The following is a 23,111-nucleotide window of genomic DNA, read 5'->3' as shown; positions in this document are numbered from 1 at the left end:
CCGAGTGGGTCGGGCCAGGCCGTGGACGGCTCAGGCGCCGGCGGCGCGGCGATCGGTGAGCAGGGTCGTCGCGCACTGGCGCAGCAGCTCGCACAGCCCCGGCTCGGTATGGAGTTCGTACGGCTCGGTGGGGTCGAGCAGGGCGGCCAGCCGGCCCGCGGCGCCGAGGTCGGCCAGTCCGACGGCCGCGGCGGGCGCCGCCGTCGGCTCGGTGCGCAGGTCGACCATCCGGACCACGACGTCGTCGCGGTGGAACAGGCTGCTCGCCACCAGGGCGCCGCCCGGCTCCAGCGCCATCCGGTCCTGCTCGGCGAGCAGGGCGGCCAGCTCGGCGCCGCGGCCGGGCCGCACCGGGTAGTGCAGCGCGTACCGGCCGACCCGGCCCGGCGTGCCCGGCGCCGCCACGTGCTGGACCAGCGGCAGCGCCGCCCGGACGAAGAACGAGCGGGCCGACTCCGGGTCGGAGAGGTCGCGATCCTCCTCCAGGAACGGGTTGATCGCCTCCTCCACCGCCCGCACCTCGGGCTGCATCGCCACGTGCCGTAGCGCCGCCCCGAGGTCGCCGGCCACCTCCACGGCCCGCACCACGCGGTTGCCGTGCAGGAAGAGCGAGGTGCGCAGCAGCCGGGTGCGGTCGTCCACCCGGGCCCGCGGGGAGTCGTAGCCGGACAGCAGCTCGGCGACCTTCTGCTCGCTGCCGGGCCGGACGGTGAAGGTGATGGCGTGCCGGACGATGCCGTCCAGCACCGGGGCCGGGCCGTCGACCAGCTGGGTGCCACTGGTCTCCCGGAGGATGGTGTAGCGCAGCGAGCGGGTCTGCTCGACGCAGCTGTGCATCGGCTTCACCACCGCGCGATGGCTCTCGCTGTCCACCCAGTCGAGGAACTGCTGGGCGTTGTCCCACTCGCTGGTGATCAGCCACTGGGAGGGGTCCTCGATCGACTGGCAGAGCTGGTCGCTCACATGTCCGGGTACCGAGGCCACCTGGTGGCGCAGCTCCTCGTAGACGTCGAGGAAGCGTTCCTGGGCGCCGTCGCGAACGTTGAGCATCAGCACCACCCGGAGCCGGGCGGCGGTGGGTGAGGTGCCTCGCAGGGTGGCCGCGGTCGATGCGGACACGGTCGTCATACCTACTCCTCTGGAAGGGCGTCTGCCGTCCGGGTGACGGCTCGCTGGGAGCTACAGCGCAGCGCTGAAGGCCATGAAGTCGATCGTGGTCCTCCGCCAGGAATGCCGCGAGAGCGGGAAGCCATCCGGGCGAAAACCATCCGGATCGGACCGCTGGCCGAGCGCGCGAGCCCGGGTGATCGGAGGCTGGGGCGGGGTGCTTCGGCCGGTGTCCGCACCGGCCGGGGTACCGGGCACGTCCAGACGCGTCGTACAGAACACGTCGTACAGACGGGAGCAACTGATGAACTCGCAGGTCGATGGCCGGGTACCGGTCCTCGTCGTGGGTGGCTCGCTGGTCGGGCTGTCCACCTCGGTCTTCCTGGGCCGATTGGGTGTCGGGCACCTGCTGGTCGAGAAGCATCCGGGCACCTCGCACCACCCGCGCGGACGCGGCAACAACCTGCGGACCATGGAGCTGTTCCGGGTCGCCGGGCTGGAGCAGCGGATCCGGGCGGCGGCGTCGGTGCTCGCCGACAACCACGGCATCCTGCAGGCCGACACGCTGGCCGGCCCGGAGCACGAGTGGCTGTTCCGGCAGATCGACCCCGGCGGGGCGCTGGCCAGGTTCAGCCCCTCCGGCTGGTGCCTCTGCAGCCAGAACGACCTGGAGCCGGTCCTGCTGGAACGGGCCCGCGAGCTGGGCGGCGACCTGCGCTTCGGCACCGAGCTGGTCTACTTCGAGCAGGACGAGCGAGAGGTGATCGCCACCCTGCGCGACCGCGCCACCGGAGAGCAGTGGGTGGTGCGCGCCGACTACCTGGTCGCCGCGGACGGCCCGCGCAGCCCGGTGCGGGAGAAGCTGGGCATCCGGCAGACCGGCCCCGGCGACCTGTTCCACAACGTCAGCATCACCTTCCGAGCCAAGGGACTTGCCGAGGTGGTGGGTGATCGCCGGTTCATCGTCTGCTACCTGACGAACAGTCAGGGAGCCGGTGCGCTGCTGCCGGTGGACAACGAGGAGCACTGGGTGTTCCACGCGCCCTGGCATCCCGAACTGGGCGAAACCCTGGACGACTTCACCGACCGGCGGTGCGTCGCGCACATCCGGGCCGCCGTCGGGGTACCGGACCTCGACGTCGAGATCACCGGCAAGGCGCCCTGGCACGCGGCCGAGCGGGTGGCCGAGCAGTACTCGGTCGGGCGGATCTTCCTGGCCGGGGACTCGGCCCACGAGATGTCCCCGACCGGTGCGTTCGGTTCCAACACCGGCATCCAGGACGCGCACAACCTGGCCTGGAAGCTGGCCGCGGTGCTGCGCGGCTGGGCCGGCCCCGGCCTGCTGGACACCTACGGCGAGGAGCGCCGGGCGGTGGCGCGGGCGACCAGCGAGCGGGCCACCGAGCGGTCGGCCGAGCACCAGCACCCCGGCTACGGCGCGGTGCCCGGGACCGGGCGGCAGGGCAACGTGCTGGCGGTCGCGCTGGGTTACCGCTACCCGGTCGGCGCCGTGGTGGGCGCGGACCCGGCGCTGCCGGCGGTGCCCGAGCGGTTCGAGCCGAGCGGCGCCGCCGGCACCCGGGCGCCGCACGTCTGGCTGCGCCGAGCGGCCGGTGCGACGGGCGGGGGCGTTGCCACCCGGGCCGCCACACGGCTCTCCACGCTGGACCTCTTCGAGGCCTCGCCGGTGCTGCTCAGCGGTCCCGGTCCAGTGGACTGGCACGGCGCGGCCGGGCGGCTCGCCGACCGGCTGGCCGTCCCGCTGGTGAGCTACCGGATCGGCGACGAGCCGGAGTGCGAGCTGGTGCCGGAGCCCGGCGGCGACTGGGCGGCCTCCTTCGGCGTGTCGAGCGGTGGCGCGGTGCTGGTCCGCCCGGACGGGTTCGTGGCCTGGCGCTCGACCGGGCCGGTGGCCGACCCGGAGGCGGAACTCGACCGCGTGCTGCGTGCCGTCCTGCGGTGGGCGCAATGACCGGACCGTCCAGGCGGGAGCTGCTGTGGCGGAGCTCGGCGCTGCTGACCGCCGTGGCGGTGGGCGGGATCGCGGCGGTGCCGGCCGCCGCGGTGGAGCGGCGATCCCGTTCCACCGTTCGGACCTACTACCTCGCCGCCGACCAGGTGACCTGGAACTACGCCCCGCAGGGCGGCAACCTGATCACCGGTGCGCCGTTCGCCGGTGACGAGCGCGACTTCACGGTCCCCGGGCCGGGCCGGCTCGGTGCGGTCTACCAGAAGTCGCGGTACCGGCAGTACACCGACGATTCGTTCGGCACCCCGGTCCGCCCGGCCGCCGAGGAGACCCACCTGGGACTGCTCGGACCGGTGCTGCGGGCCGCGGTGGGCGACACCGTCCGGGTGGTGTTCCGCAACAACACCCCGTTCCCGGCCTCGATCCACCCGCACGGGGTCTTCTACACCAAGGCCAACGAGGGGACGATGGGCTCGGACGGCACGACGCCCAGCGGCCCGACCGGTGGCATGGTCGCGCCCGGCGACACCTTCACGTACACCTGGGAGGTCCCCGAGCGGGCCGGCCCCGGGCCGAACGACCCGTCCTCGATCGCCTGGCTCTACCACGACCACAGCGTGACGATGGGCGTGCCGCGCACCGAGGCCGGGCTGGTGGGCGCCCTGGTGGTGACCCGCCGGGCCGACGCCACCCCCGACGCCCGGCCGGCCGACGTGGACCAGGAGCTCTTCGCCCTGTTCACCGAGTTCGACGAGACCGGCAGCCCGTACTTCGAGCAGAACCTCGCCCGGTACGCGCCCGGGCAGACCGTCGACACCGGCGACCCGGCGTTCCGGCTGAGCTGCCGGAAGGCCTCGATCAACGGCTACCTGTTCGGCAACGGGCCGCACGGCACCACCGCCACCGAGCCCGGTCTCCGGCTCGTCCAGGGGCGGCTGGCGCGCTGGCACGTCTTCGGCTTCGGCGGTGTGGGTGACCAGCACACGCCGCACTGGCACGGCAACACGGTCACTGTCGCCGGGCGGCGCACGGACGTGGTCACCGTGCTCCCGGCCAGCATGATCACCGCCGACATGCGGCCGGACAACCCCGGCATCTGGCAGTTCCACTGCCACGTGGACGCGCACATGCTCGGCGGCATGGCCACCCGCTACCAGGTGCGGGAAGCGACCGGGTAGCGGCCGATGGTGGGCGGTGCGGCACGATGGGGACCACGGAGTCGAGGGGAGGCACAGTGAGCGGACGGGGAGGCTCTCGGTGGGCGCTGGCGGTGGTGGCCGCGGGGCTGGCGGTCTGGCTCGCCGCCCGCGGCGGTGGGCACCTGGGCCCGGCCGGCCCGGCGGCCAGTCCGCCGCGGGCCACGGCCAGCGGGGCGGCGTCGGCCGGGGGAGCGGACGACACCCCGAGTCCGTCCGCCTCGGACGCCTACGACCCCGCGCACTTCGCCACCCAGGTGCGGACCCGGGCCGCCGCGGCCGGGATCGACCCGCAGCTGCTGATGGCGATCCTCTACAACGAGTCCTACAAACCGCACGATCCCGCCTTCGAACGGGCCTGGCAGCAGCTCAAACCGGACGCCGCCTTCGGCATCGCCAACATGCACAGGGCGGCCTTCGACGACACCAAGCGGGGCCGCGACTTCGCCGACCGCGACTGGGACGAGCTGCCCGGCGACCCCGACCTCGCGATCGAGGCCGCCGCCTGGTACCTGCACGACCTGGGTGCCCAGCTGCCCGCCCACTGGTCCGCCGGCTACACCAGGGACGACCTGCTCGCCCTCGGCTACAACACCGGCGCCGGCAACATGCTCGCCTTCGCCCGTGGCACCTCGCTCGGCCCGGCCGCCCAGTCCTACCTGAACCAGCTGCACGGCAACTGGACCAAGGCCGCGGCGGCCCTGGCGGGGTGACCCCCCTCAGCGCGGCCGGAGTTCGCAGCGGTGGCTGAGGAAGTTGCCGAGCCGTCCGTCGCCCTCGCCGTCCTTGTTGGCGCAGGCCATGCCGACCAGGTGGCCCGCCTCACGGCGCAGGCCCAGCATCAGCTGGGGGCTGTTGACCCGGGCATCGGCGGTGGGTAGTTGCAGCGGCAGGCTCGCCAGCAGGTCCCAGGCGTCCGTACTGACCGCGGCGGCGCCGGCCTGCTCCCCGGCTACTCCCACCTCGATCCGACCATCCGTCAGAGTCCTCAGCTCGACCGGGAGTTCACCGTCCGGGGTGCAGATCCGGCCGCTCCAGTCGCCCGCCGGCAGCTCCATCGGGCGGGTCGGCCGCGGAGTCATCGGGTTGATCCACGCGTCCTGGAAGCCGGGCACCAACTCGCCGAGCACGTACCGCAGGATCGCGTCGCGGGCCGCCTTGTCGGTGGAGTTGGAGAGTACCGCGACCGAGAGCCGCCGCTCCGGCAGCGCGACCGTCATGGCGGCCACCCCACCGCCGCCACCGCCGTGGCTCTGCACCAACTGCCCGGCGCCGGCTGCCAGGCACCAGCCCAGCCCGTAGCCGACCTGCTCGTTGATCGGCAGCGCGGCCCGCATCGCGGCGGCCGTCCGCGGCTCCAGCAACCGGTGGTAGGTCTGCGCGAAGAGTGCCAACTCACCCGCCGGTGCCCAGCCGAGGGTGGCACCGGGGTGGCCGCAGTCGTAGTCGGGGTAGCCGCGACCGTCGGCCGCGTGCCGGACCGCCGCCGGAGCCGGGCCCGGGTACGTCCGGGCGAGCCGGCTGTGGGTGAGCCCGAGCGGCTCGAGGACCCGCTCCCGGACGAACCCGCCCAACTCCAGCCCGGTGACGGACTCCAGCAGCCGGCCGAGGATCCGGTAGCCCAGGTTGGCGTACTCGAACCCGCTCCCCGGCTCGCGGAACAGCACCGCGTAGCGGTCCGGGTCGATCCGCGGCGCGCCGTCGCCGTAGTCCCAGTCGTAGTACGGCCCGAACCCGCCCCGGTGCTGGAGCAGTTGGCGGACCGTCGGCGCGGGCCACCGGCCGAACTCACCCGGCACCGGCGCGTCCAGCTCGAGCAGTCCCTGGTCGGCCGCGACGCAGACGGCGACGGCGGTGATCGGCTTGGTGACGGAGCCCAGCGGGTAGACGGTGTCGGTGCCGGCCCGCCGCCCGGTGGCGAGTTCGGCCGCCCCGTACGCCTCGGCGAGCACCACCTCACCCCGCTCGGCCACCGCCACCGAGACCGACGGGCAGCCGTGCTCCGCCAGTGCCGCCGTACAGCGCTCGCCCAACTCGTCCAGCATGGTGGCCCTCCCCGTCCGCACCGGTGATCGGGTGCGACCCTAGCCCGCGTCCCTCGGCGCCCGGCCGGCGGCCCCGAGCGTCGCCACCAGCGGTGTGGCGGGCCCGTCCGGGGCGACCGGGCGAGATCGGCCGGCCGCAGTCCGGCCCGGCCGTCAGTCGCCGTAGAGGCGGGCCCGGCGTTGTTCTTCGAGATCCAGCAGGCGGGACATCTCCTTGCCGTCCGCGTCGAGTTCGATCGGGGTGTTCTCGTCCGGTGGGAACCTCCCCTCGGCGCGCAGCTGCTCCTCCTGGACCATGACCGGGAGTTGCGAGTCGATGTCGCAGGGGCGTGGGCCCTCGGGGCCGTCGGGGCCGATCCGCAGCAGGCGCTCGACCCGGGCCACCCGCAGGTGTCGGTCATCGGGGAGGTGCACGTCGTTGCCGCGCCGCTTGTCGAGCCGGTCGGCGGCGCGGGTGTAGGCGGCGCGCTCGGCCTGGTTCAGCCGGTGGGTCACCGGGGCCATCACCCGCAGGTTGAAGGAGAGCTGGTCGCGGGCGGCCTGCGGGCTGGTCGCGACACCGGCGGAGTCGGGCCGCCAGCCCTGACCGTCGTTCTCGGCGATCATGAAGGTCGGCGGCAGCAGCACCCCGCCGGGGTGGGTCCGGGCGGCGCGCAGGGCGTGCGCCCGGACGTCCTCGGGCACCGAGCCCGGGCGGGGGACCAGGGCGAGCAGCTCGATCAGCAGGATGCCCTCGGACATGCCGGTGGGGAAGATCGGGTCGACCACGAACCCCTCCGTGGGGTCGGGGAACCTGTGCGAGCGGCCGGTCGGCGCCGGGTCGGGGTCGGTCGGGCGCGGCGGCTCGGGACCCTCCGGCCCCATCCGGATGAACTGCTCGGCGCGGATCACCCGGTAACGGACGCCGCGCACGGTGAGATCGTCGAGCGTCTCCCAGTCGAGCCGTTCCGCCGCCTGCTGGTACTCGGCCCGGGCGTCCTCGTCGCCCGCCTCCTCGGCCTCGTGGGCCAGCTTGCGCAGGCACATCGCCATGCTGTCCCGAGCGCCCTGCGGCTCGGGGTTGCTGAGGTGCGCCCGGAGTTCCCAGCCGCCCGCCTCGCGCTCGACGGCGACCCCGAAGACGGGGCCGCCCGCCGAGAGCAGGTCGGGGTAGGGCTCGCGCGCCTTCCAGGCCTCCAGGTCCGCCAGGGCGGCGACCGGGGCCTCGGGGGCGGTGACCCGGATCGTCCGGTACGCGGGAATGTAGTCGCCGTGCTCAGCCATGGTCACAGCATGCCAACGCGTGGTCACTCGGCGCAGCCGGATCGCTGAAACTCCGCTGGCGGGCGAAGACCGGAGGGGCGTCGAGGCCGGTGCACGCCCGCGCCTGGTAGGTCAGAGCTGGGGCGCGTGGATCGGTGCGAGCGCCCTCCGATGCGCCGATCCGCCGGTCAGTAGGTGTGCTGGGCCGTCACCTCCGCCGAGAGCGCCAGCGCGGCCTCCGCCGTCGGGCCGCGCCGGTCGCGCACCAGCAGCATCAGCGCGTCGAGCACCGCGAGATGGGCCAGCCGGCTGGCCACCGCCTCCAGGCCGAGCACCAGCTCCTGGCCGCCGGCGACCAGGCTCCGGGTGGCGGCCTCGGTGAGCGGTGAACAGGCGTAGCTGGTCAGGGCGATGACCTCGGCGCCGGCCGCCCGGGCCCGGCGCGCGGCGTCGACCACGGTGCGGGTGGCGCCGCTGTGGCTGACGGCCAGGCAGGCCGCGCCGGCCGGCAGGGTCCCGGCGGCCAACTGGGCGGTGGACGAGTCGGCTGGTACGTCCACCCCGCAGCCGAGTGCCCGAAGCCGGTAGGCCGCGTCCAGCGCCACCGCGCCGGACAGTCCCTCGCCGATCACCAGCACCCGGCCGGCGGTGGCGATCGCCTCGGCGGCGGCGCGCAGTTGGGCGCCGCCGACGGTGGCGGCCAGCCCGTCCAGCGCCTCCCGCGCGGCCCGCACGGTAGTGGCGAGGGCTTGCTCGGCCGGGTCACCGCTGCTGGGCACGGCCGACTGGGGGGCCTCCCGGGCGGCCGCGATCTTGACCTCCTGGTAGCCGCGGAAGCCGAGTCGCTGGCAGGCCCGCACCACGGTGGACGGCGCGGTGCTCGCCAGTGCGGCGACGTCGCTGACGCTGAGGCCGACCAGGTCGGCGCCGCGGTCGAGGAAGACCTGCGCGACCCGGGCCTCGGCGTCCCGCAGGTCGGGCAGCCGGGCCCGCAGCCGGGCGGCCAGCCGGCCGTGGGCCCGGTCGGCGGTCGACTCTTCGGAATTCTGTTCCATAGGTATAGAGTACCGTGGAATCGAATTCCGGATGCGTGGTGAGGGCGAGGAGGTGGACGTGCTGGTGTCGGTGACGGTGCTGGCCGCGGCGGGGTTGCACGCGTCGTGGAACGCGCTGGCGCACGGCGTGCGGGACAAGCTGCTCGGGTTCGCGCTGCTCAACGTGGCGTACCTGGCCTGCGCGCTGGTGCTGGTCTGCCTGGCGCCGCTGCCGGACCGGGCGGCCTGGCCCTACCTGGCCGCCTCGGCGACCTTGCAGGTGCTCTACCTGGCGCTGCTGTTGCAGGCCTACAGGCTGGGCGACTTCGGCCAGATGTACCCGCTGGCGCGCGGCAGTTCGGTCTGGCTGGTGGCGATCCTGTCCACCGTGCTGCTCGGACGGCCGCTGCCGGGTGGCGAGTTGGCCGGGGTGCTGGTGATCTCCGGTGGCCTGGCCGGCCTGGCGTTCGCCGACGGGCTGCCGCGACGTGACCAACTGCCGGCATTGACAGCGGCGTTGGGTACCGGCGTGCTGATCGCCTCGTACACCCTGGTGGACGGTACGGGGGTTCGGCAGGCCGGCAGCGTCCTCGGGTACGTGGCCTGGCTCTTCCTGCTGCAGAGCCCGGTGCTGCCGTTGCTGGTGCTGGCCCGGCGCGGGCGCGGGGTGCTGGCCGAGCTGCGCCCGCTCTGTCGGCGCGGTCTCGCCGGGGGCGTGCTCTCGCTGGTCGCGTACGGGCTGGTGGTCTGGGCGCAGTCGCGGGCCGCGCTCGCCACCGTCGCCGCGCTGCGCGAGACCAGCATCGTGATCGCGGCGCTGATCGGCACCCTGGTCTTCCACGAGCGGCTCGGCCGGCTGCGGATGGCCGCCAGCGGCGTGGTGCTGGCCGGCATAGCGGTGCTCGAACTCGCCCACGGCTAGGGGTCGTCCGGGGCCGGCTCGGCGGTCCGGCCGAGGGGCGCGCGCGAGTGGAGCGGGGGCGGTCAGGCGCGGGCGGCGGCGAGTTGGGCGGTCAGCAGCGCGGGGGCCTCGGCCAGGGACGGGCCGTACCAGGTGAGGTGGCGGCCGCTGAGCAGGGCGGCCGGGACGCCGGGGAAGGCCTCCGGGCCGTCGGTGCGGGTGAAGCGGTAGGGCTCGTCCGGCAGGATCACCAAGTCCGGCCGCGCGGCGCGGAGTTCGGTGAGCGGAAGCTTCGGGTAGCGGTCCGCGTGGTCGGCGTAGAGCTGGCGGATCCCCAGGCGGTGCAGCAGGTCGCCGGCGAAGGTGTCGCGACCGAGCACCATCCACGGGCGCCGCCAGATCGGAACGACCGCACTGGGTGCGACGGCTGGCCGGGGAAGGGCCCGCCAGGCCGCCGCCGCGGCGTCCAGCCAGCCGGGGCGGGGCAGGCCGCAGGCGACGGTGAGCAGGCGGTCCAGGGAGCTGAGGGCCTGGTCGAGGGAGCGGACCTCGGTCACCCAGACCGCCAGCCCGGCCGCGCGCAGGGCCGCCAGGTCGGCGGCGCGGTTCTCCTCCTCGTTGGCGAGCACCAGGTCGGGCCGCAGCCCGATGATCCGGGCGACGTCGGGGTTCTTGGTGCCGCCGATCCGGACCACCGCCAGGTCGGCCGGATGGCTGCACCAGTCGGTCGCCCCGAGCAGCAGGCCGGGCGCGGTGGCGGCCACCGCCTCGGTGAGCGAGGGCACCAGGGAGACCACCCGGTGCACCGGGCCCAGCCGGAGCAGGTGGCCCAGGTCGTCTCTCGCGGCACCGGAAGGCCGGCCTACCGGGGTGTCCATGCGCTCAGCCTGGCCGGACGGGTGGTGGGCGTGGGGCGGATGTAGTGGGCGACGAACTGGCGGTGGGCCGAGCGCGGCGGGTCCGGCTCGCCGGGGGTCAGCCAGGTCTCCATGGTGCGGATCCGGCCGCCCATCAGGTACGGGCGGCAGGAGAGCCCGGCTCGGCGCGGCGCCGTTCCCGACGGGCCCCCACCGGCGGCCGAGGTGATCTCGAACTGTCTTGCGTGCACGCGCTGTTGGACGATCCAGACGGTCGGCGGCGGGCCGGCCGAGCCGCCGACCGGTTCGGCCCGGGCCTCCTCCAGCAGGGCGGCCCACTCGGCGGCCGAGTGGTGCCGGCCGAAGCGGAGTTCGCCGGACTGCGGGGCGTCCGCCCTCTTCAGTACGAACTCGGTTCGATGGCTGTGCAGTTGGGCGAGGTCGGCGGGATCCAGCAGGGCCACCGGCCGGCTCCACGGCAGCAGTAGCCGTACCGCCTGCCGCTCGCCGGCGGTGAGCGCGGCGGGCCGGGCGGCCGGGTCGCTCAGCCAGGCCGAGTAGAGCCCGGAGGAGAGTTGGGAGAGCTCCAGCGGCACGGTGCAGCCGACCATCCGGGGTGCCAGTGCCGAGAACAGCTCGGCGAACCGCGCGCGGTCCTGCTGGACCGAGTGGATCGAGCAGGCCCGGTGCAGGTAGCCGGGCGCGCCGGGCGGGAGCGGCGGCACCCGGTCGCCGGGGTAGTGGGCCAAGTGCCGCACACCGTCCGGGTTGTCATTGAGCGCGCTGGTCAGCGCGTCGAACCTCTCGCGCACCTTCGGGTCGTCGCGCAGCACCCAGTGCACCGACCGGTGGCCCGCCGACCGGCCGTCGGCACCCGGGAGTTCGCCGAAGTAGTCGCGCAGCCCGTCCAGCGGTCGGCCACCGAGGCCGGCCGGCAGGCGGAGCAGTCCTGCGGTGATCGTCCAGAGGTCGTCGGGCCGTTCGAAACCCGCCACCGCGGTGTCGAAACCGGTGTCCACCACCTTGGGGCCGTCCCCGGCGATCACCACGTCGGGACGGCCGTACAGCAGGTCGGCCGCGGACTCCGAGAGCAGCCACTCGTCCGGCAGCCGGCGGCGGTCGGGGCCGAGCACCGGCCAGTCCAGGTGGCGCTGCCGGGTGTGCGCGGCGAGTTCGGCGTACCGCTGGGAGACCGGCGTCGCCTCGCCGCCCGCCCGGACCACCCGCAGCACCTTCAGATGTGCCCGGAACAGCGCTCGCAGCAGGGCCTCGAAGCGGGCCAGCGACCGGTCGGAGGTGACCATCGGCAGCAGCAGGCTGTCCGGTGCCTCGGCCGCCCAGCCGGTCCGGGCCAGCCGCTCGCGGAACTCCCCGAGCAGTTCCTCGGGAGTCGCGCGGACGCCGGGGAGGGCTTCGATGATCGGATCCACCGGCGCTCCTAGTATCCCAGAATTAGCTGACTTATCGTCAGTTCTCTTGCATGGCAGGGTTCTTCGCAGAGGTACTACTGCATTGCCCGGGGGTGGCGCAAGTGCGCGTCGGGCCAAGGTCGGGCCAAGGCCGCGCCAAGGGAGGGTCGGGGTCGCGGCGACGTCGCCGAACAGCCCCGGCCTGCCCGGCGGCACCCGCCGATCGGCGGTGGATCCCCCGCCGATCGGCTGCTTAACGCAGCCCTGACGTGACGTGAGGTTACCTTCGGGTAGTTTTGCGGTGCCGAATTGGTGAACACTTGTCCATGACTCCGTGAAGGACCGTCACGTGCCGCTGCCCAGCACCCGCCGTTCCCGCCGTCTCGCACGATCCGCGCTGGCCCTCACCGCCGCTCTCGCCGTGCTGCCCGCGACGCCCGCCCTCGCTGCCACCCCCGTGCCGGCCCCCGCTCCGGTCGCCAACTCCGCCACCCCGCACCTGGACGCCGTCGAGCAGACGCTGCGTCAGGTCTCGCCCGGCCTGGAGGGCACGGTCTGGCAGCGCACCGCCGGCAACTCCCTGGACGCCCCGGCCGACGACCCGTCCGGCTGGCTGCTGCAGACCCCGGGCTGCTGGGGCGACCCGACCTGCGCCAACCGTCCCGGCAGCCAGGCGCTGCTGGCGAAGATGACCGCCGACATCGCCGCCGCGACCCGCACGGTCGACATCTCCTCGCTCGCCCCGCTGCCCAACGGCGCGTTCGAGGACGCCATCGTCGCCGGGCTCAAGTCCGCGGTGGCGAACGGCCACCGGCTCCAGGTGCGGATCCTGGTCGGCGCCGCGCCGATCTACAACATCAACGTCCTGCCCACCTCCTACCGCGACGAGCTGGTGGGCAAGTTGGGTGACGCGGCCGGTTCGGTCACGCTCAACGTGGCCTCGATGACCACCGCCAAGACCTCGTTCTCCTGGAACCACGCCAAGTTGCTGGTGGTGGACGGCCAGAGCGTGATCACCGGCGGCATCAACGACTGGAAGGCCGACTACCTCGACACCGCCCACCCGGTCACCGACGCCGACCTGGCGCTGACCGGTCCGGCGGCCGGCGTCGCCGGCCGCTACCTGGACACCCTGTGGGGCTGGACCTGCCAGCACACCGGGGTGTTCTCGGCCGCCTGGTTCGCCTCCTCCAACGGTGCCGGCTGCCTGGCCACGATGGAACAGGACACCAACCCGGCCCCCGCCACCACCGGCGACGTCCCCGTCATCGCCGTCGGCGGCCTGGGCGTCGGCATCCAGAACGCCGACCCCGGCTCCGCCTTCCAGCAGGCCCCGGCCACCGCGCCGGACACCAGCTGCGGCCCGATCAAGCTGCCCGACCACACCAACGCCGACCGCGACTACGCCACCGTCAACCCCGAGGAGAGCGCCCTGCGGGCACTGGTGGGCAGCGCAACCAGCCACATCGAGATATCCCAGCAGGACCTCAACGCCACCTGCCCGCCGCTGCCCCGCTACGACGTCCGGCTCTACGACACCCTCGCGGCCAAGCTCGCCGCCGGGGTCAAGGTGCGGATCGTGGTCAGCGACCCGGCCAACCGCGGCGCGGTCGGCAGCGGCGGCTACTCGCAGATCAAGTCGCTCTCCGAGGTCAGTGACGTGCTGCGGGACCGGATCGCCGCGGTGACCGGCCAGGACCCGGCCGCTGCCAAGGCGACCATGTGCCAGAACCTGCAGCTCGCCTCGTTCCGGGCCGCCCCCGGCGACACCTGGGCGGACGGCCACCCGTACGCGCTGCACCACAAGTTGGTCTCGGTTGACGGCGCCGCCTTCTACCTCGGCTCCAAGAACCTCTACCCGGCCTGGCTGCAGGACTTCGGCTACGTGACGGAGGACCGGACCGCCGCGGCCGACCTGGACGCCCACCTGCTCACCCCGGAGTGGCAGTACTCCCAGGCCACCGCGACCGTGGACTACACCCGCGGCATCTGTCCGTCCTGATCACCCGACCGGGCCGGTTCCTCCGTGGCGGAGGACCGGCCCGCGCCGGCCGGCACGGCGTTGACGAGATCCGGGGCCTGCTCGGGCCGGCCGCGCCGGCTCTGCAGGCCGGCCAGCTCGGCGTCGCCGCGCACCAGGGTGCCCGCCTGCTCGACCGAGAGCGGGCGGGCGAACAGGTAGCCCTGGCCCAGTGGGCAGCCCATCGCGGCCAGGAGGTCGCGCTGCGTGTCGTGCTCGATGCCCTCGGCGACGACCTGCACGTCGAGCGTGTCGGCGATCCGGGCTATCCCCTCGACCAGCGCGTACTGCTGCGGGGAGTGCGCCAGGCCGTCGATGAACGACTTGTCGATCTTCAGGATCGAGATCGGGAACTCGCGCAGATAGCTCAGCGAGGAGTAGCCGGTGCCGAAGTCGTCGATGGCGATCTTGACCCCGAGCTCGGTCAGCGCCCGCATGTCCGCGCGCACCCGCTCGTCGCGGCGCATCAGCACGCTCTCGGTCAGCTCCAGGACCAGCGAGCCCGGCGCCAGCCCGGAGTCGCGGACGGTCTCGCGCACCACGTCGACGAAGCCGGCGTCGCGGAACTGCCGGGCCGACACGTTGACGTTCACCCGCAGCGGCGGCCGCTGGTCGGCCCCGCGCCGGGCACTGCTGGCCCGCTGCCAGTCCGCGGTGTCCGCGGCGGCCCGTTCCAGCACCCAGGCGCCGAGCTGGACGATCTGCCCGCTCTCCTCGGCCACCGGGATGAACTCGTCCGGCAGTACCAGGCCGCGCTGGTCGTGCGGCCAGCGGATCAGCGCCTCGAACCCCACCAGGTCGCCGGTGGCGAGGTCGACCACCGGCTGGTAGCGCAGCTCGAACGCCGAGTCGGCGAGGGCCAGCGCGTGGTCCAGCCGCTCGTTGATCTCGTGCCGCGAGATCAGGCCGGCCTGCAGTGCCGGCTGGTAGCGCCGCCACTGCCGCTTGCCGGCCGCCTTGGCCGCGTACAGCGCGAGGTCGGCGTGGGTGAGCAGTTCGGCCGCGTCCTCGCTGTCCTCGGTGGTCGCGACCCCGACGCTGGCCGCCACCCGGACCGCCCCGGAGCTCAGCTTGAACGGCTCGTTGAGCGCGGCCAGCACGGTGTCCGCGATCGCCCCGACGTCGGCCGGCCGCAGCGCGTCCTCGACCAGCACCGCGAACTCGTCACCGCCCAGGCGCGCCGCGGTGTCCGAGGCGCGCAGCGCGGTGGACAGCCGCAGTGAGACCGCCACCAGCAACTCGTCACCCACCGCGTGTCCCTGGGTGTCGTTGACCACCTTGAAGTCGTCCAGGTCGATGAAGAGCACCCCGGTCACCGTGCCGCCGCGCCGGCTGCGGGTCAGCGCGTGGCCCACCCGGTCCTGGAAGAGTACCCGGTTGGCCAGGCCGGTCAGCGAGTCGTGGAACGCCCGGTGGGTCAACTCGCGTTCCATCTGCCGCTGTTCGGTGACGTCCCGGAGGGTGAGCACCAGGGCGCCGACGGTCGGGTCGTCGCGCAGGTCGTTGCAGCGGACCTCGGCCTCGATCAGGGTGCCGTCGTGGCGCAGCAGCCGCCAGTGCTCGCGCTGCTCGCTGGAGTGGTCGCGCGAGCGCATCCGGGCCAGCGCGCCGCCGATCGTCCGGGTGTCCTCGGTGGGCACCAGGTCGGCCAACCGGGTGCCGGCCAGGTCGGCGCGGCCGAGCACCCGCTCGGCCGAGGAGCTCGCGTACCGGATGCCGTCCTCGGCGGTCAGGATCAGGATCACGTCGGAGGCGTTCTGCACCAACGTGCGGAAGTAGGCCTCGCTGTCGCGTCTGGTGATCTCCTGGCTGAGCATGACCCGCTCCACGGCGAGTGCCGACTGCGCCGCGACGATCTCCAACGAGTCCCAGCGCGAGGTGAGTTCCTGCTCGGTGCCGGTGACGATCAGCGCGCCGATCAGCGGGTCGCCGGACGGTCGCTTGTCCAGCGCCAGCGGGCAGAGCAGCGCGGTCGGCATCCCGCACAGGAAGGCGGCGAGCTCGGGGCTGAGCTCCTCGGCGCGCAGCAGCCGGGTCTCCGCCGCCGAGGCCGGCGTGAGCGGCAGGCCGGACTCCCCGAGCCCGGGGGAGAGGTCCGCACTCCGCCGGGCCCGCCGGACGCGCAGCACGCCGTGCTCGCTCACCGCCAGCAGCGCCTGGTGGCCCTCCTCGCGGGGCATCAGCCGTGCCGCGACGGCCTGCACCGCGTCCGCCACCTCCTCGACGGTGACCGCCGCGGTCAGCGCGGCGCCGGCCTCGCGCAGCGCGCGTTCGCGGGCCAGCGCCTGGCGGTGCACCAGCACCACGCCGGCCAGCCGGGCGAGCACCAGCAGGAAGAGCACTGCGGAGAACGCCCCGATCACGGCGGCGTGGCTGGTGATGCCGTGCGCCGCCTCCAGGATCAGGATGCCCGGCGCGATCAGCGAGGCCAGCGTGAGCAGGGACAGCCGCCCGGCCGTGATGTCGGTCTGCTGGGTCGGGATCGGCCGGGTCAGCTCGACCATCGAGGGGTGCAGCGCGGCGGCGCCCCAGGCGCAGTAGAAGGCGGCCCAGCCCAGGTCCACCGGAGAGCCGATCCGCCAGTTTCCGTGCAGTTGGATCAGCCCGTAGAGGGCGTCCGAGACCAGCAGGCCGATCGTGCCGACGGTGAGCAGCAGCATCGCGCGGCTTTTTCCGCCGGCCGGTGCCAGCAACCGCAGCAACATGGCCAGGATCAGGATGTCGCCGAGTGGATATGCGATCGAGACCGCCTTCTGCACCCAGCTCAGGTCGGGGGTGTGGACATAGGGGAGGATCAGGTAGATCCAGGCGAGCAGCCCCAGCCCGACGGTCAGGGTCAATGCGTCGATCAGACTGGCCCGGTCCTGGTGCGCACTGCGCCAGCGGATGAACCCCCAGACGCCCACCGCGTACAGAAGATATTCGGCCAAGTAGAAGCCGTCCGCGACCGACGGAAAGGGGTTGTGCAGCCGCAGGAACTGGGTCTGGATGACCTGGACGACCTCGCCGCCGGTGAAGCTGAGGTTCGCCACCGCGAGTAGCAGCCAGGACGCCGGGTGTGCGGGCCGGTTGAGCCGTACGCCGGCCGTGATGGCGGCCACTCCGCCCAGCCCGACACCGGTCCACCAGATGATCCGCTGCTCCGGATACATGTAGTAGATGCCGGTGAAGACCACCATCCAGAGCAGATAGCAGGCCATCAGCTGCTGTCGTCGGCGTGTCAAGAGCGCTACCTCCTCCGCGACATGACCGAATCACCGATAGGGGTACGAATCGGGAGGAATGTCGCGGGTGCAAAGCAATCGGTGGTGCAGTCGGCGGTGTCCGGGAATTCCCGGCCGGAAATGCCCGGTCGGAAATAGGAGTTCGGCCTCGGTCGCCGACTCGGCCACCAGGAGGCATCTGGTGTGAGTATAGTCAGGAGAAACAGCGGCGCGCCTGGTGCTTCGGAGGCACTCGGGCGGGGTGCCGCTGTCCGTTCGCCGCCCCTCCCGCGCAGCGGCGCGGGGTGGGCCACCGACTCCGCGCATCACTGGTGTCCTGGTGCGGGCGCCCCTGGACGAGAGTCGAGACGTGGACGAACCGATCGGTGTCACCGCGAGGAGCGGTGGCCGGCACACCGTGCTGCTCAATGGCGACGGACAGTACTCAATCTGGCCCGGACAGCTGCCGATTCCCATCGGTTGGAGAAGTGTGTACGCGGCGGACTCCCGGCGGCACTGCCTGGCCGAGATCGAGGAACGCCGGCCGGGGACGTCACCGGCCGGCGCCGCGGCCATCGGCGACACCATCCACCAGTTGTTCCGGGCCCGGGTCGCGCGCGATCCGCGGGCCGTCGCGGTGGCCGCCGAAGAAGGCGAGATCGACTACCGGGAGCTGGACCTCCGCAGCGACCGGCTGGCCGGGCGGCTGCGCGCGCTGGGCGCCGGACCGGGCGGGGTGCTGCCGGTCTGCCTGCCGCGCGGGATCGACCTGGTGATCGCGTTGCTCGCGGTGCTCAAGGCCGGTGCCGCCTTCCTGCCGCTCGATCCCGACCACCCGGACCAGCGGCTGAACCGGCTGGTGGTGGACTGCGGGGCTGAACTGCTGATCACCGACCGCGAGCACGGGCCGCGCTTCACCGACGGTCCGGCCGTGCTGCTGGTGGACGAGCCGCGGGACGTGTCCGCCGTGTCCGCCGTGTCCGCCGCGTCCGTGCCGGACGCCGGCCGGCCGTCCGACCCCGCCTACCTGATCTACACCTCCGGTACCACCGGCACCCCCAAGGGGGTGCTGGTGACCCACGGTTCACTGCTGTTCACGCTCGCCCGGGTCACCGAGGCCTACGAGCTCTCCCCGGCCGACCGGGTCCTCCAGCTCGCCGCGCTGGGCTTCGACACCTCGCTGGAGCAGATCTTCGCGACCCTGCTCAGCGGCGCCACCCTGGTCCTCGGTGGCAGCCCCGCCTGGGCGCCCAGCGAGGCGTTGGAGCGGCTGCCCCGACTCGGTGTGACCGTGGCCGACCTGACCCCGGCCTACTGGCACCAGCTGCTCACCCTGCTCCCGGAGCACGGCCCGGGCCTGCCCGGGCTGCGCCTGCTGATAGTCGGCGGCGACACCGTGCCCGCGGAGGACTGCCGCCGCTCGCTGCGCCGGCTGCCCGGCACCCGGCTGGTCAACGCCTACGGGCTGACCGAGGCGGCGGTCACCTCCACCCTGTGCGAACTGACCGCGGAACTGCTGGACGCCGAGCCGTCCGCGCCGGTCCCGATCGGCCGGCCGCTGCCGGGCGTCCGGCTGTACCTGCTGGACGCCGACCTGCGCCCGGTGCCGCCCGGCGAGCGGGGCGAGATCCACCTCGGCGGCCCGGGCCTGGCCCACGGCTACTGGCAGCGGCTGGGTCTCACCGCCGAGTGCTTCCTGCCCGACCCGTTCGCGGACGCCCCCGGTGAGCGGATGTACCGCACCGGGGACGCCGGGCGGCTGCGGCCGGACGGCAACCTGGAGCTGCTCGGCCGGTTCGACGACCAGGTCAAGGTGCGCGGCTTCCGGGTGGACCCGCTCGAGGTCGAGTCGGTGCTGGCGACCCATCCGGCCGTCCGGCAGGTGCGGGTCCACCCGGAGGAGACCGGCGCGGGCGTCGCGAACGGTCGGCCCGGCGACGGCGCACGGGTGTTGACGGCCTACTGCACGGTGGCCGACGGCGAGACCGTCGAGGTCGGCGCGGTCCGGGCCGAGTTGCGACGCCATCTCGCCGCACGGCTACCGGAGTTCATGGTCCCGGCCCGGTTCGTGCTGCTCGACCGGATGCCGCTGACCCCGGCCGGCAAGATCGACCGCCATCGGCTGCCGCACGTCGAGCCGCTGGCCGAACGCCGGGCCGCGTCGGTGGACGCCGGGCCGGTGGACGCCGGGCCGGTGGACGGTTCCGCCGGGCGGCCGGCCGTCGCACGGACCGCGGTGGCCCGGCTCTGGTCCGAGGTGCTCGGCGTCGAGGAGGTCCGGGAGGACGACGACTTCTTCGCGCTGGGCGGCAACTCGCTGCTGCTGATGGAGATGCTGGCCCGGGCCCGGAGCATGTTCGGCATCGAGGTGACCGGGATCCGCGCGCTGACCCGCGCGCTGCTGCGCGACGCCGGCATCGGCGCGTTCACCGCGGCGATCGAGGCCGCCCGCGCGGGTTCGGCCGGCGCGGGGCGCAGCGTGGACCTGGCCGCCGAAGTCACCCTGGCCGACGTCCCGATCCGCACCTCGGCCCTGCCCCGACCACGCCGGGAGCGGCCGGCCGAGCTGCTGCTCACCGGCGCCACCGGGTTCTGCGGCGCGCACCTGCTGGACACCCTGCTGACCGGGACCGACGCCCGGATCCACTGCCTGGTCCGCGCGGACGACGAGCGGCACGCCCGGGAGCGGCTGCGCGCCGCGCACCAGCGGTTCCTCCACCGCGACCTGACCTCCGACCGGGTGGTGCCGCTGGTCGGCGACCTCACCGCGCCGCTGCTCGGCCTGGACGAGCAGCGCTTCGACCAGCTGGCGGACTCCCTGGACGGTATCCACCACCTCGGCGGACAGGTCAACTTCCTCTACCCGTACCACCAGTTGCGGGAGGCCAACGTCGGCGCCACCCGTGAGGTGATCCGGCTGGCCGGACGCTCCCGGGGCATCCCGGTGCACTACGTCTCCACCCTGGCGGTGCTGGCCGGCTTCGGCGCGGCCGGCGTGCCCGCGGTCACCGAGGAGACGCCGCTCGACCACGCGCAGCACCTCGCGGTCGGCTACGTGGAGAGCAAGTGGGTGGCCGAGTCGCTGCTGCACCGGGCCGCCGAGGCCGGGCTGCCGGTCACCATCGTGCGGACCAACGACGTCACCGGTGACCTGGTCACCGGCACCATGAACACCGCCACCGAACTCTGCGCACTGGTCAAGTACCTTGCGGACACCGGAAGTTGCCCGCAGGTGCGGCTGCCGCTGGACTTCGTGCCGGCCGACCGGTTCAGCCAGGCGCTCGCCCACCTGGCCGCCCACGCGCCCGCCGGCGGCGACGTCTACCACCTGGCCAACCCGCGGCCGGTGCTGCTCGACGTGCTCGCCGAGCGGTTGCGGGTCCGCGGCTACCCGATCGAGGAGATCCCGTACCAGGACTGGGTGGGCGAGCTGGTGCGGTTCGCGGCCACCCACCCGACCCACCCGCTGACCCCGTTCGTGCCGCTCTTCGTCGACCGCTGCCCGGGTACCGAACTGTCCATCAGTGAGCTGTACTTCCGGCCCACCTTCCCGGAATTCGACTCCGCCAAGGCAGAGTTGGCGCTCCGCGACAGCGGGATCGAACTGCCGCCGGTGGACGACGAGTTGATCGACCACTACCTGGACCGGATGCTCGCCGCCGGCTGGATCCCGGCGCCGGCCGGCCTGCCCGCGGAGCTGCCGTGCTGACGCTCGGGGACTGGTCCGCGCTGGAGCCGGCCGGTGCGCCGGGCGACGGGCCGGTCGCCTTCTGCGCCGACCTCGGCCCCGACAGCCTGCTCACGGCCTACCGGCACGGGCTCTTCCCGATGCCCGCGCCGGACGAGTACGCCGGCTTCCTCAACGAGGCCCGCTACGAGGACGAGGTCGCCGCCGGCGCCATCGCGGTGCTCGGGGAGGGCGAGGTGGCCTACCAGGTGCCCTGGTGGTCACCGGATCCGCGGCCGGTGATCGCGCTGGACCGGGCCCGGCTCGGCCGCCGGCTGGCCCGCCGGCTGCGCCACCAGCTGGACTGGTCGACCAGCCTGGACCAGGCGTTCTCCCGGGTGGTCGACGCCTGCGCGGCCGGCCGGGAGCCCTGCTGGCTCACCGGCGAACTGCGCGCGAGCCTCGACCGGCTGCACGAGCGGGGCTGGGCGCACAGCGTCGAGGTCTGGGAGGACGGGGAGTTGGTCGGCGGCGCGTTCGGCCTGCGGGTGGGCCCGGTACTGAGCCTGGACTCGATGTTCCACCGCCGCCCGGGCGCCTCGCGGGTGGCGATCGCCGACCTCGCCGCCCGGTTCGCCGAGGCTGGCGGGCGGCTGCTGGACGCCCAGTGGGACGGCCCGCACATCCGCAGCCTCGGCGCCGAACCGGTCGCCCGCGCCGACTACCTGGCGGTGCTGCGGGACGGCCCCGAGCCGGGGCCGCTGCCGGTCGAGTCGCGGCCGGCCCAGCGGCTGAGCTGACCGCCCGCCGGATCCCGTCGCGTGGCGGGCCCCGGCGACCGCGTGGGACGATGGAGCGGTCCTGTCCCCGGGTTGGGAAGAGGTCGGGCAGTGTCCATCTCCGCCGGCAGCCCAGCACCCCCGGACGCACCGCCCGCCGCCGGATCCGGGGCGGGCGAGAAGGGGCTCAAAGGCGGTGCGCTCGGCCTGGTCTCCTCGGTCGCGATCGGGATCGCCTCCACCGCCCCGGCCTACAGCCTGGCCGCGACGCTGGGGGTGATCGTGCTCGGGGTCGGCCTGCAGGCCCCGATCATCACCGTTCTGGCCTTCGTCCCGATGCTGCTGATCGCCTACGCCTACAAGGAACTCAACGCGGCCGACCCCGACTGCGGCACCACCTTCACCTGGGCGGCCCGTGCCTTCGGCCCGCGAACCGGTTGGATGGGCGGCTGGGGCATCGTGGTCGCCGACGTCATCGTGATGGCCAACCTGGCCCAGATCGCCGGGATCTACGGGTTCCGGCTGATCGGCCTGGACTCCCTGGCCGGCAACCAGCTGTGGACCACCGTGGCCGGTGTGCTGTGGATCATCGTGATGACGGTGATCTGCTACGTCGGCATCGAGATCTCCGCCGCGCTGCAACGCCGGCTGCTCGCCGTCGAGGTCGCGATGCTGGTGCTGCTCTCGGTCACCGCGCTGGTCCGCACGTACGGCAGGAACCCGCCGGCGACCGCGATCCACATCAGCGCGTCCTGGTTCAACCCCTTCGCGGTGGCCTCGTCCAGCGCGCTGACCTCGGGCATCCTGGCGGCGGTCTTCATCTACTGGGGCTGGGACACCGCGGTGTCGGTCAACGAGGAGACCGCCGACAGCGCGCGCACCCCGGGCCGGGCCGCGGTCATCTCCACCGTGCTGCTGTTGCTGATCTACGGTCTGGTGGCCACCTCGGCGCAGGCCTTCGCCGGGATCGGTCACCAGGGCATCGGCCTGGCCAACACCGCCAACTCGGGGGACGTGCTCTCCGGGCTCGGCCGCGCGGTGTTCGGCGGCAGCGGCCCGGGCTGGCTGCTGACCAAGCTGCTGATCCTGATGGTGCTGACCTCCTCGGCCGCCTCGACCCAGACCACCATCCTGCCGACCGCCCGGACCACCCTGTCGATGGCCGCCCACCGGGCCATCCCGGGGCAGTTCGCCCGGGTGCACCACCGTTTCCGCACCCCGACCTGGTCCACCCTCGGGATGGGCCTGGTCTCGATCGCGTTCTACGTGCTGCTCACCGTGATCAGCGGCAACGTGCTCACCGACTCGATCGCCTCGGTCGGCCTGGGAATCGCCTTCTACTACGGCCTGACCGGCTTCGCCTGTGCCTGGTACTACCGCCGGGTGCTGACCCGTGGTGTGCGGGACTTCGTGTTCAAGGGGCTGTTTCCGGGGCTCGGTGGGCTGCTGTTGCTCTACTTCTTCTGCTACGCCGCCTTCGACGTCTACGCCCAGCCCGGCTACGGCGCCACCTCGATCGACCTGCCGCTGATCGGGCGGACCGGCGGGGTGTCGGTGATCGGCATCGCCTCACTGCTGGTCGGGGTGGTGCTGATGCTCGTCCAGTGGGCCGTCCAGGGCTCCTGGTTCCGGCACCCGGACATCCCGGTCAGCGCCGCCGACCCCGCCGACGCGCCCTGAGC

General features: G+C 73.6%; 15 protein-coding genes. 8 read left to right on the top strand and 7 right to left on the bottom strand.

Features of this window, described 5'->3' with window-relative positions; genetic code table 11:
* Window positions 1–30 precede the first annotated feature (30 nt).
* Entirely contained in the window at window positions 31–1,128 is a 1,098-nt protein-coding gene (locus ACZ38L_RS21950) for a SchA/CurD-like domain-containing protein (RefSeq protein ID WP_465696092.1), read from the bottom strand.
* Between the two features lie 283 nt (window positions 1,129–1,411).
* Between ACZ38L_RS21950 and ACZ38L_RS21945 the strand changes: the two genes are divergently transcribed.
* The 3 genes from ACZ38L_RS21945 to ACZ38L_RS21935 are packed head-to-tail and all read left to right on the top strand — an operon-like array spanning window position 1,412 to window position 4,985.
* Window positions 1,412–3,079 carry an FAD-dependent oxidoreductase gene (locus ACZ38L_RS21945; RefSeq protein WP_465696090.1) on the top strand — a complete coding sequence of 556 codons (1,668 nt, stop codon included), beginning with the start codon at window positions 1,412–1,414 and terminating at the stop codon, window positions 3,077–3,079.
* The gene (locus tag ACZ38L_RS21940) at window positions 3,076–4,254 is read left to right on the top strand and encodes a multicopper oxidase domain-containing protein (protein WP_465696086.1); all 1,179 of its coding nucleotides are present in this window, start codon (window positions 3,076–3,078) and stop codon (window positions 4,252–4,254) included. Before ACZ38L_RS21945 ends, ACZ38L_RS21940 begins: the two co-directional genes overlap by 4 nt.
* A gap of 56 nt (window positions 4,255–4,310) precedes the next feature.
* Complete coding sequence (locus tag ACZ38L_RS21935) at window positions 4,311–4,985, top strand: transglycosylase SLT domain-containing protein (protein ID WP_465696084.1); 675 nt, start codon at window positions 4,311–4,313, stop codon at window positions 4,983–4,985.
* 6 nt (window positions 4,986–4,991) lie between these two features.
* Here the strand turns inward: ACZ38L_RS21935 and ACZ38L_RS21930 are convergent, their stop codons facing one another.
* The 3 genes from ACZ38L_RS21930 to ACZ38L_RS21920 form a co-directional block, all read right to left on the bottom strand.
* On the bottom strand, window positions 4,992–6,317 hold the full coding sequence (locus ACZ38L_RS21930) for a serine hydrolase domain-containing protein (protein WP_465696082.1): 1,326 nt from the start codon (window positions 6,315–6,317) through the stop codon (window positions 4,992–4,994).
* 153 nt (window positions 6,318–6,470) lie between these two features.
* Entirely contained in the window at window positions 6,471–7,580 is a 1,110-nt protein-coding gene (locus tag ACZ38L_RS21925) for a DUF5954 family protein (RefSeq protein WP_465696080.1), read from the bottom strand.
* A gap of 167 nt (window positions 7,581–7,747) precedes the next feature.
* Window positions 7,748–8,614: a MurR/RpiR family transcriptional regulator gene (locus ACZ38L_RS21920; protein WP_465696078.1), complete on the bottom strand. Its 867-nt coding sequence runs from the start codon at window positions 8,612–8,614 to the stop codon at window positions 7,748–7,750.
* Between the two features lie 31 nt (window positions 8,615–8,645).
* Between ACZ38L_RS21920 and ACZ38L_RS21915 the strand changes: the two genes are divergently transcribed.
* Window positions 8,646–9,515, top strand: coding sequence for an EamA family transporter (locus tag ACZ38L_RS21915; RefSeq protein ID WP_465696076.1), 870 nt, complete (start codon window positions 8,646–8,648; stop codon window positions 9,513–9,515).
* Window positions 9,516–9,577: 62 nt separating this feature from the next.
* Here the strand turns inward: ACZ38L_RS21915 and ACZ38L_RS21910 are convergent, their stop codons facing one another.
* Together ACZ38L_RS21910 and ACZ38L_RS21905 are read right to left on the bottom strand one after the other, a co-directional pair.
* Window positions 9,578–10,372 (bottom strand): helical backbone metal receptor, encoded by a 795-nt coding sequence (locus tag ACZ38L_RS21910; RefSeq protein WP_465696074.1) that lies wholly within the window; start codon window positions 10,370–10,372, stop codon window positions 9,578–9,580.
* Window positions 10,357–11,781, bottom strand: a complete 1,425-nt coding sequence (locus ACZ38L_RS21905) for a hypothetical protein (protein ID WP_465696072.1) — start codon at window positions 11,779–11,781, stop codon at window positions 10,357–10,359. The genes ACZ38L_RS21910 and ACZ38L_RS21905 overlap by 16 nt, the downstream gene beginning before the upstream one ends.
* 313 nt (window positions 11,782–12,094) lie before the next feature.
* Here ACZ38L_RS21905 and ACZ38L_RS21900 point away from each other — a divergent pair, with 313 nt between their 5' ends.
* On the top strand, window positions 12,095–13,762 hold the full coding sequence (locus tag ACZ38L_RS21900) for a phospholipase D-like domain-containing protein (protein WP_465696069.1): 1,668 nt from the start codon (window positions 12,095–12,097) through the stop codon (window positions 13,760–13,762).
* Here the strand turns inward: ACZ38L_RS21900 and ACZ38L_RS21895 are convergent.
* A complete protein-coding gene (locus tag ACZ38L_RS21895; protein ID WP_465696066.1) occupies window positions 13,735–17,004 on the bottom strand; it encodes a putative bifunctional diguanylate cyclase/phosphodiesterase in 3,270 nt (1,089 codons plus the stop codon). The genes ACZ38L_RS21900 and ACZ38L_RS21895 overlap by 28 nt on opposite strands.
* Window positions 17,005–17,353: 349 nt before the next feature.
* Here ACZ38L_RS21895 and ACZ38L_RS21890 point away from each other — a divergent pair, with 349 nt between their 5' ends.
* From ACZ38L_RS21890 to ACZ38L_RS21880, 3 genes are all read left to right on the top strand, one after another.
* Complete coding sequence (locus tag ACZ38L_RS21890; RefSeq protein WP_465696063.1) at window positions 17,354–20,692, top strand: amino acid adenylation domain-containing protein; 3,339 nt, start codon at window positions 17,354–17,356, stop codon at window positions 20,690–20,692.
* A complete protein-coding gene (locus ACZ38L_RS21885; protein ID WP_465696061.1) occupies window positions 20,686–21,450 on the top strand; it encodes a leucyl/phenylalanyl-tRNA--protein transferase in 765 nt (254 codons plus the stop codon). Before ACZ38L_RS21890 ends, ACZ38L_RS21885 begins: the two co-directional genes overlap by 7 nt.
* Window positions 21,451–21,540: 90 nt before the next feature.
* Window positions 21,541–23,109, top strand: coding sequence for an APC family permease (locus ACZ38L_RS21880; RefSeq protein WP_465696059.1), 1,569 nt, complete (start codon window positions 21,541–21,543; stop codon window positions 23,107–23,109).
* Window positions 23,110–23,111: the final 2 nt, after the last annotated feature.

Source organism: Kitasatospora sp. NPDC024654 (assembly GCF_055559155.1).
The sequence above is the reverse complement of the archived record's forward strand: the minus strand, read 5'-3'. Positions and strand labels throughout refer to the sequence as shown.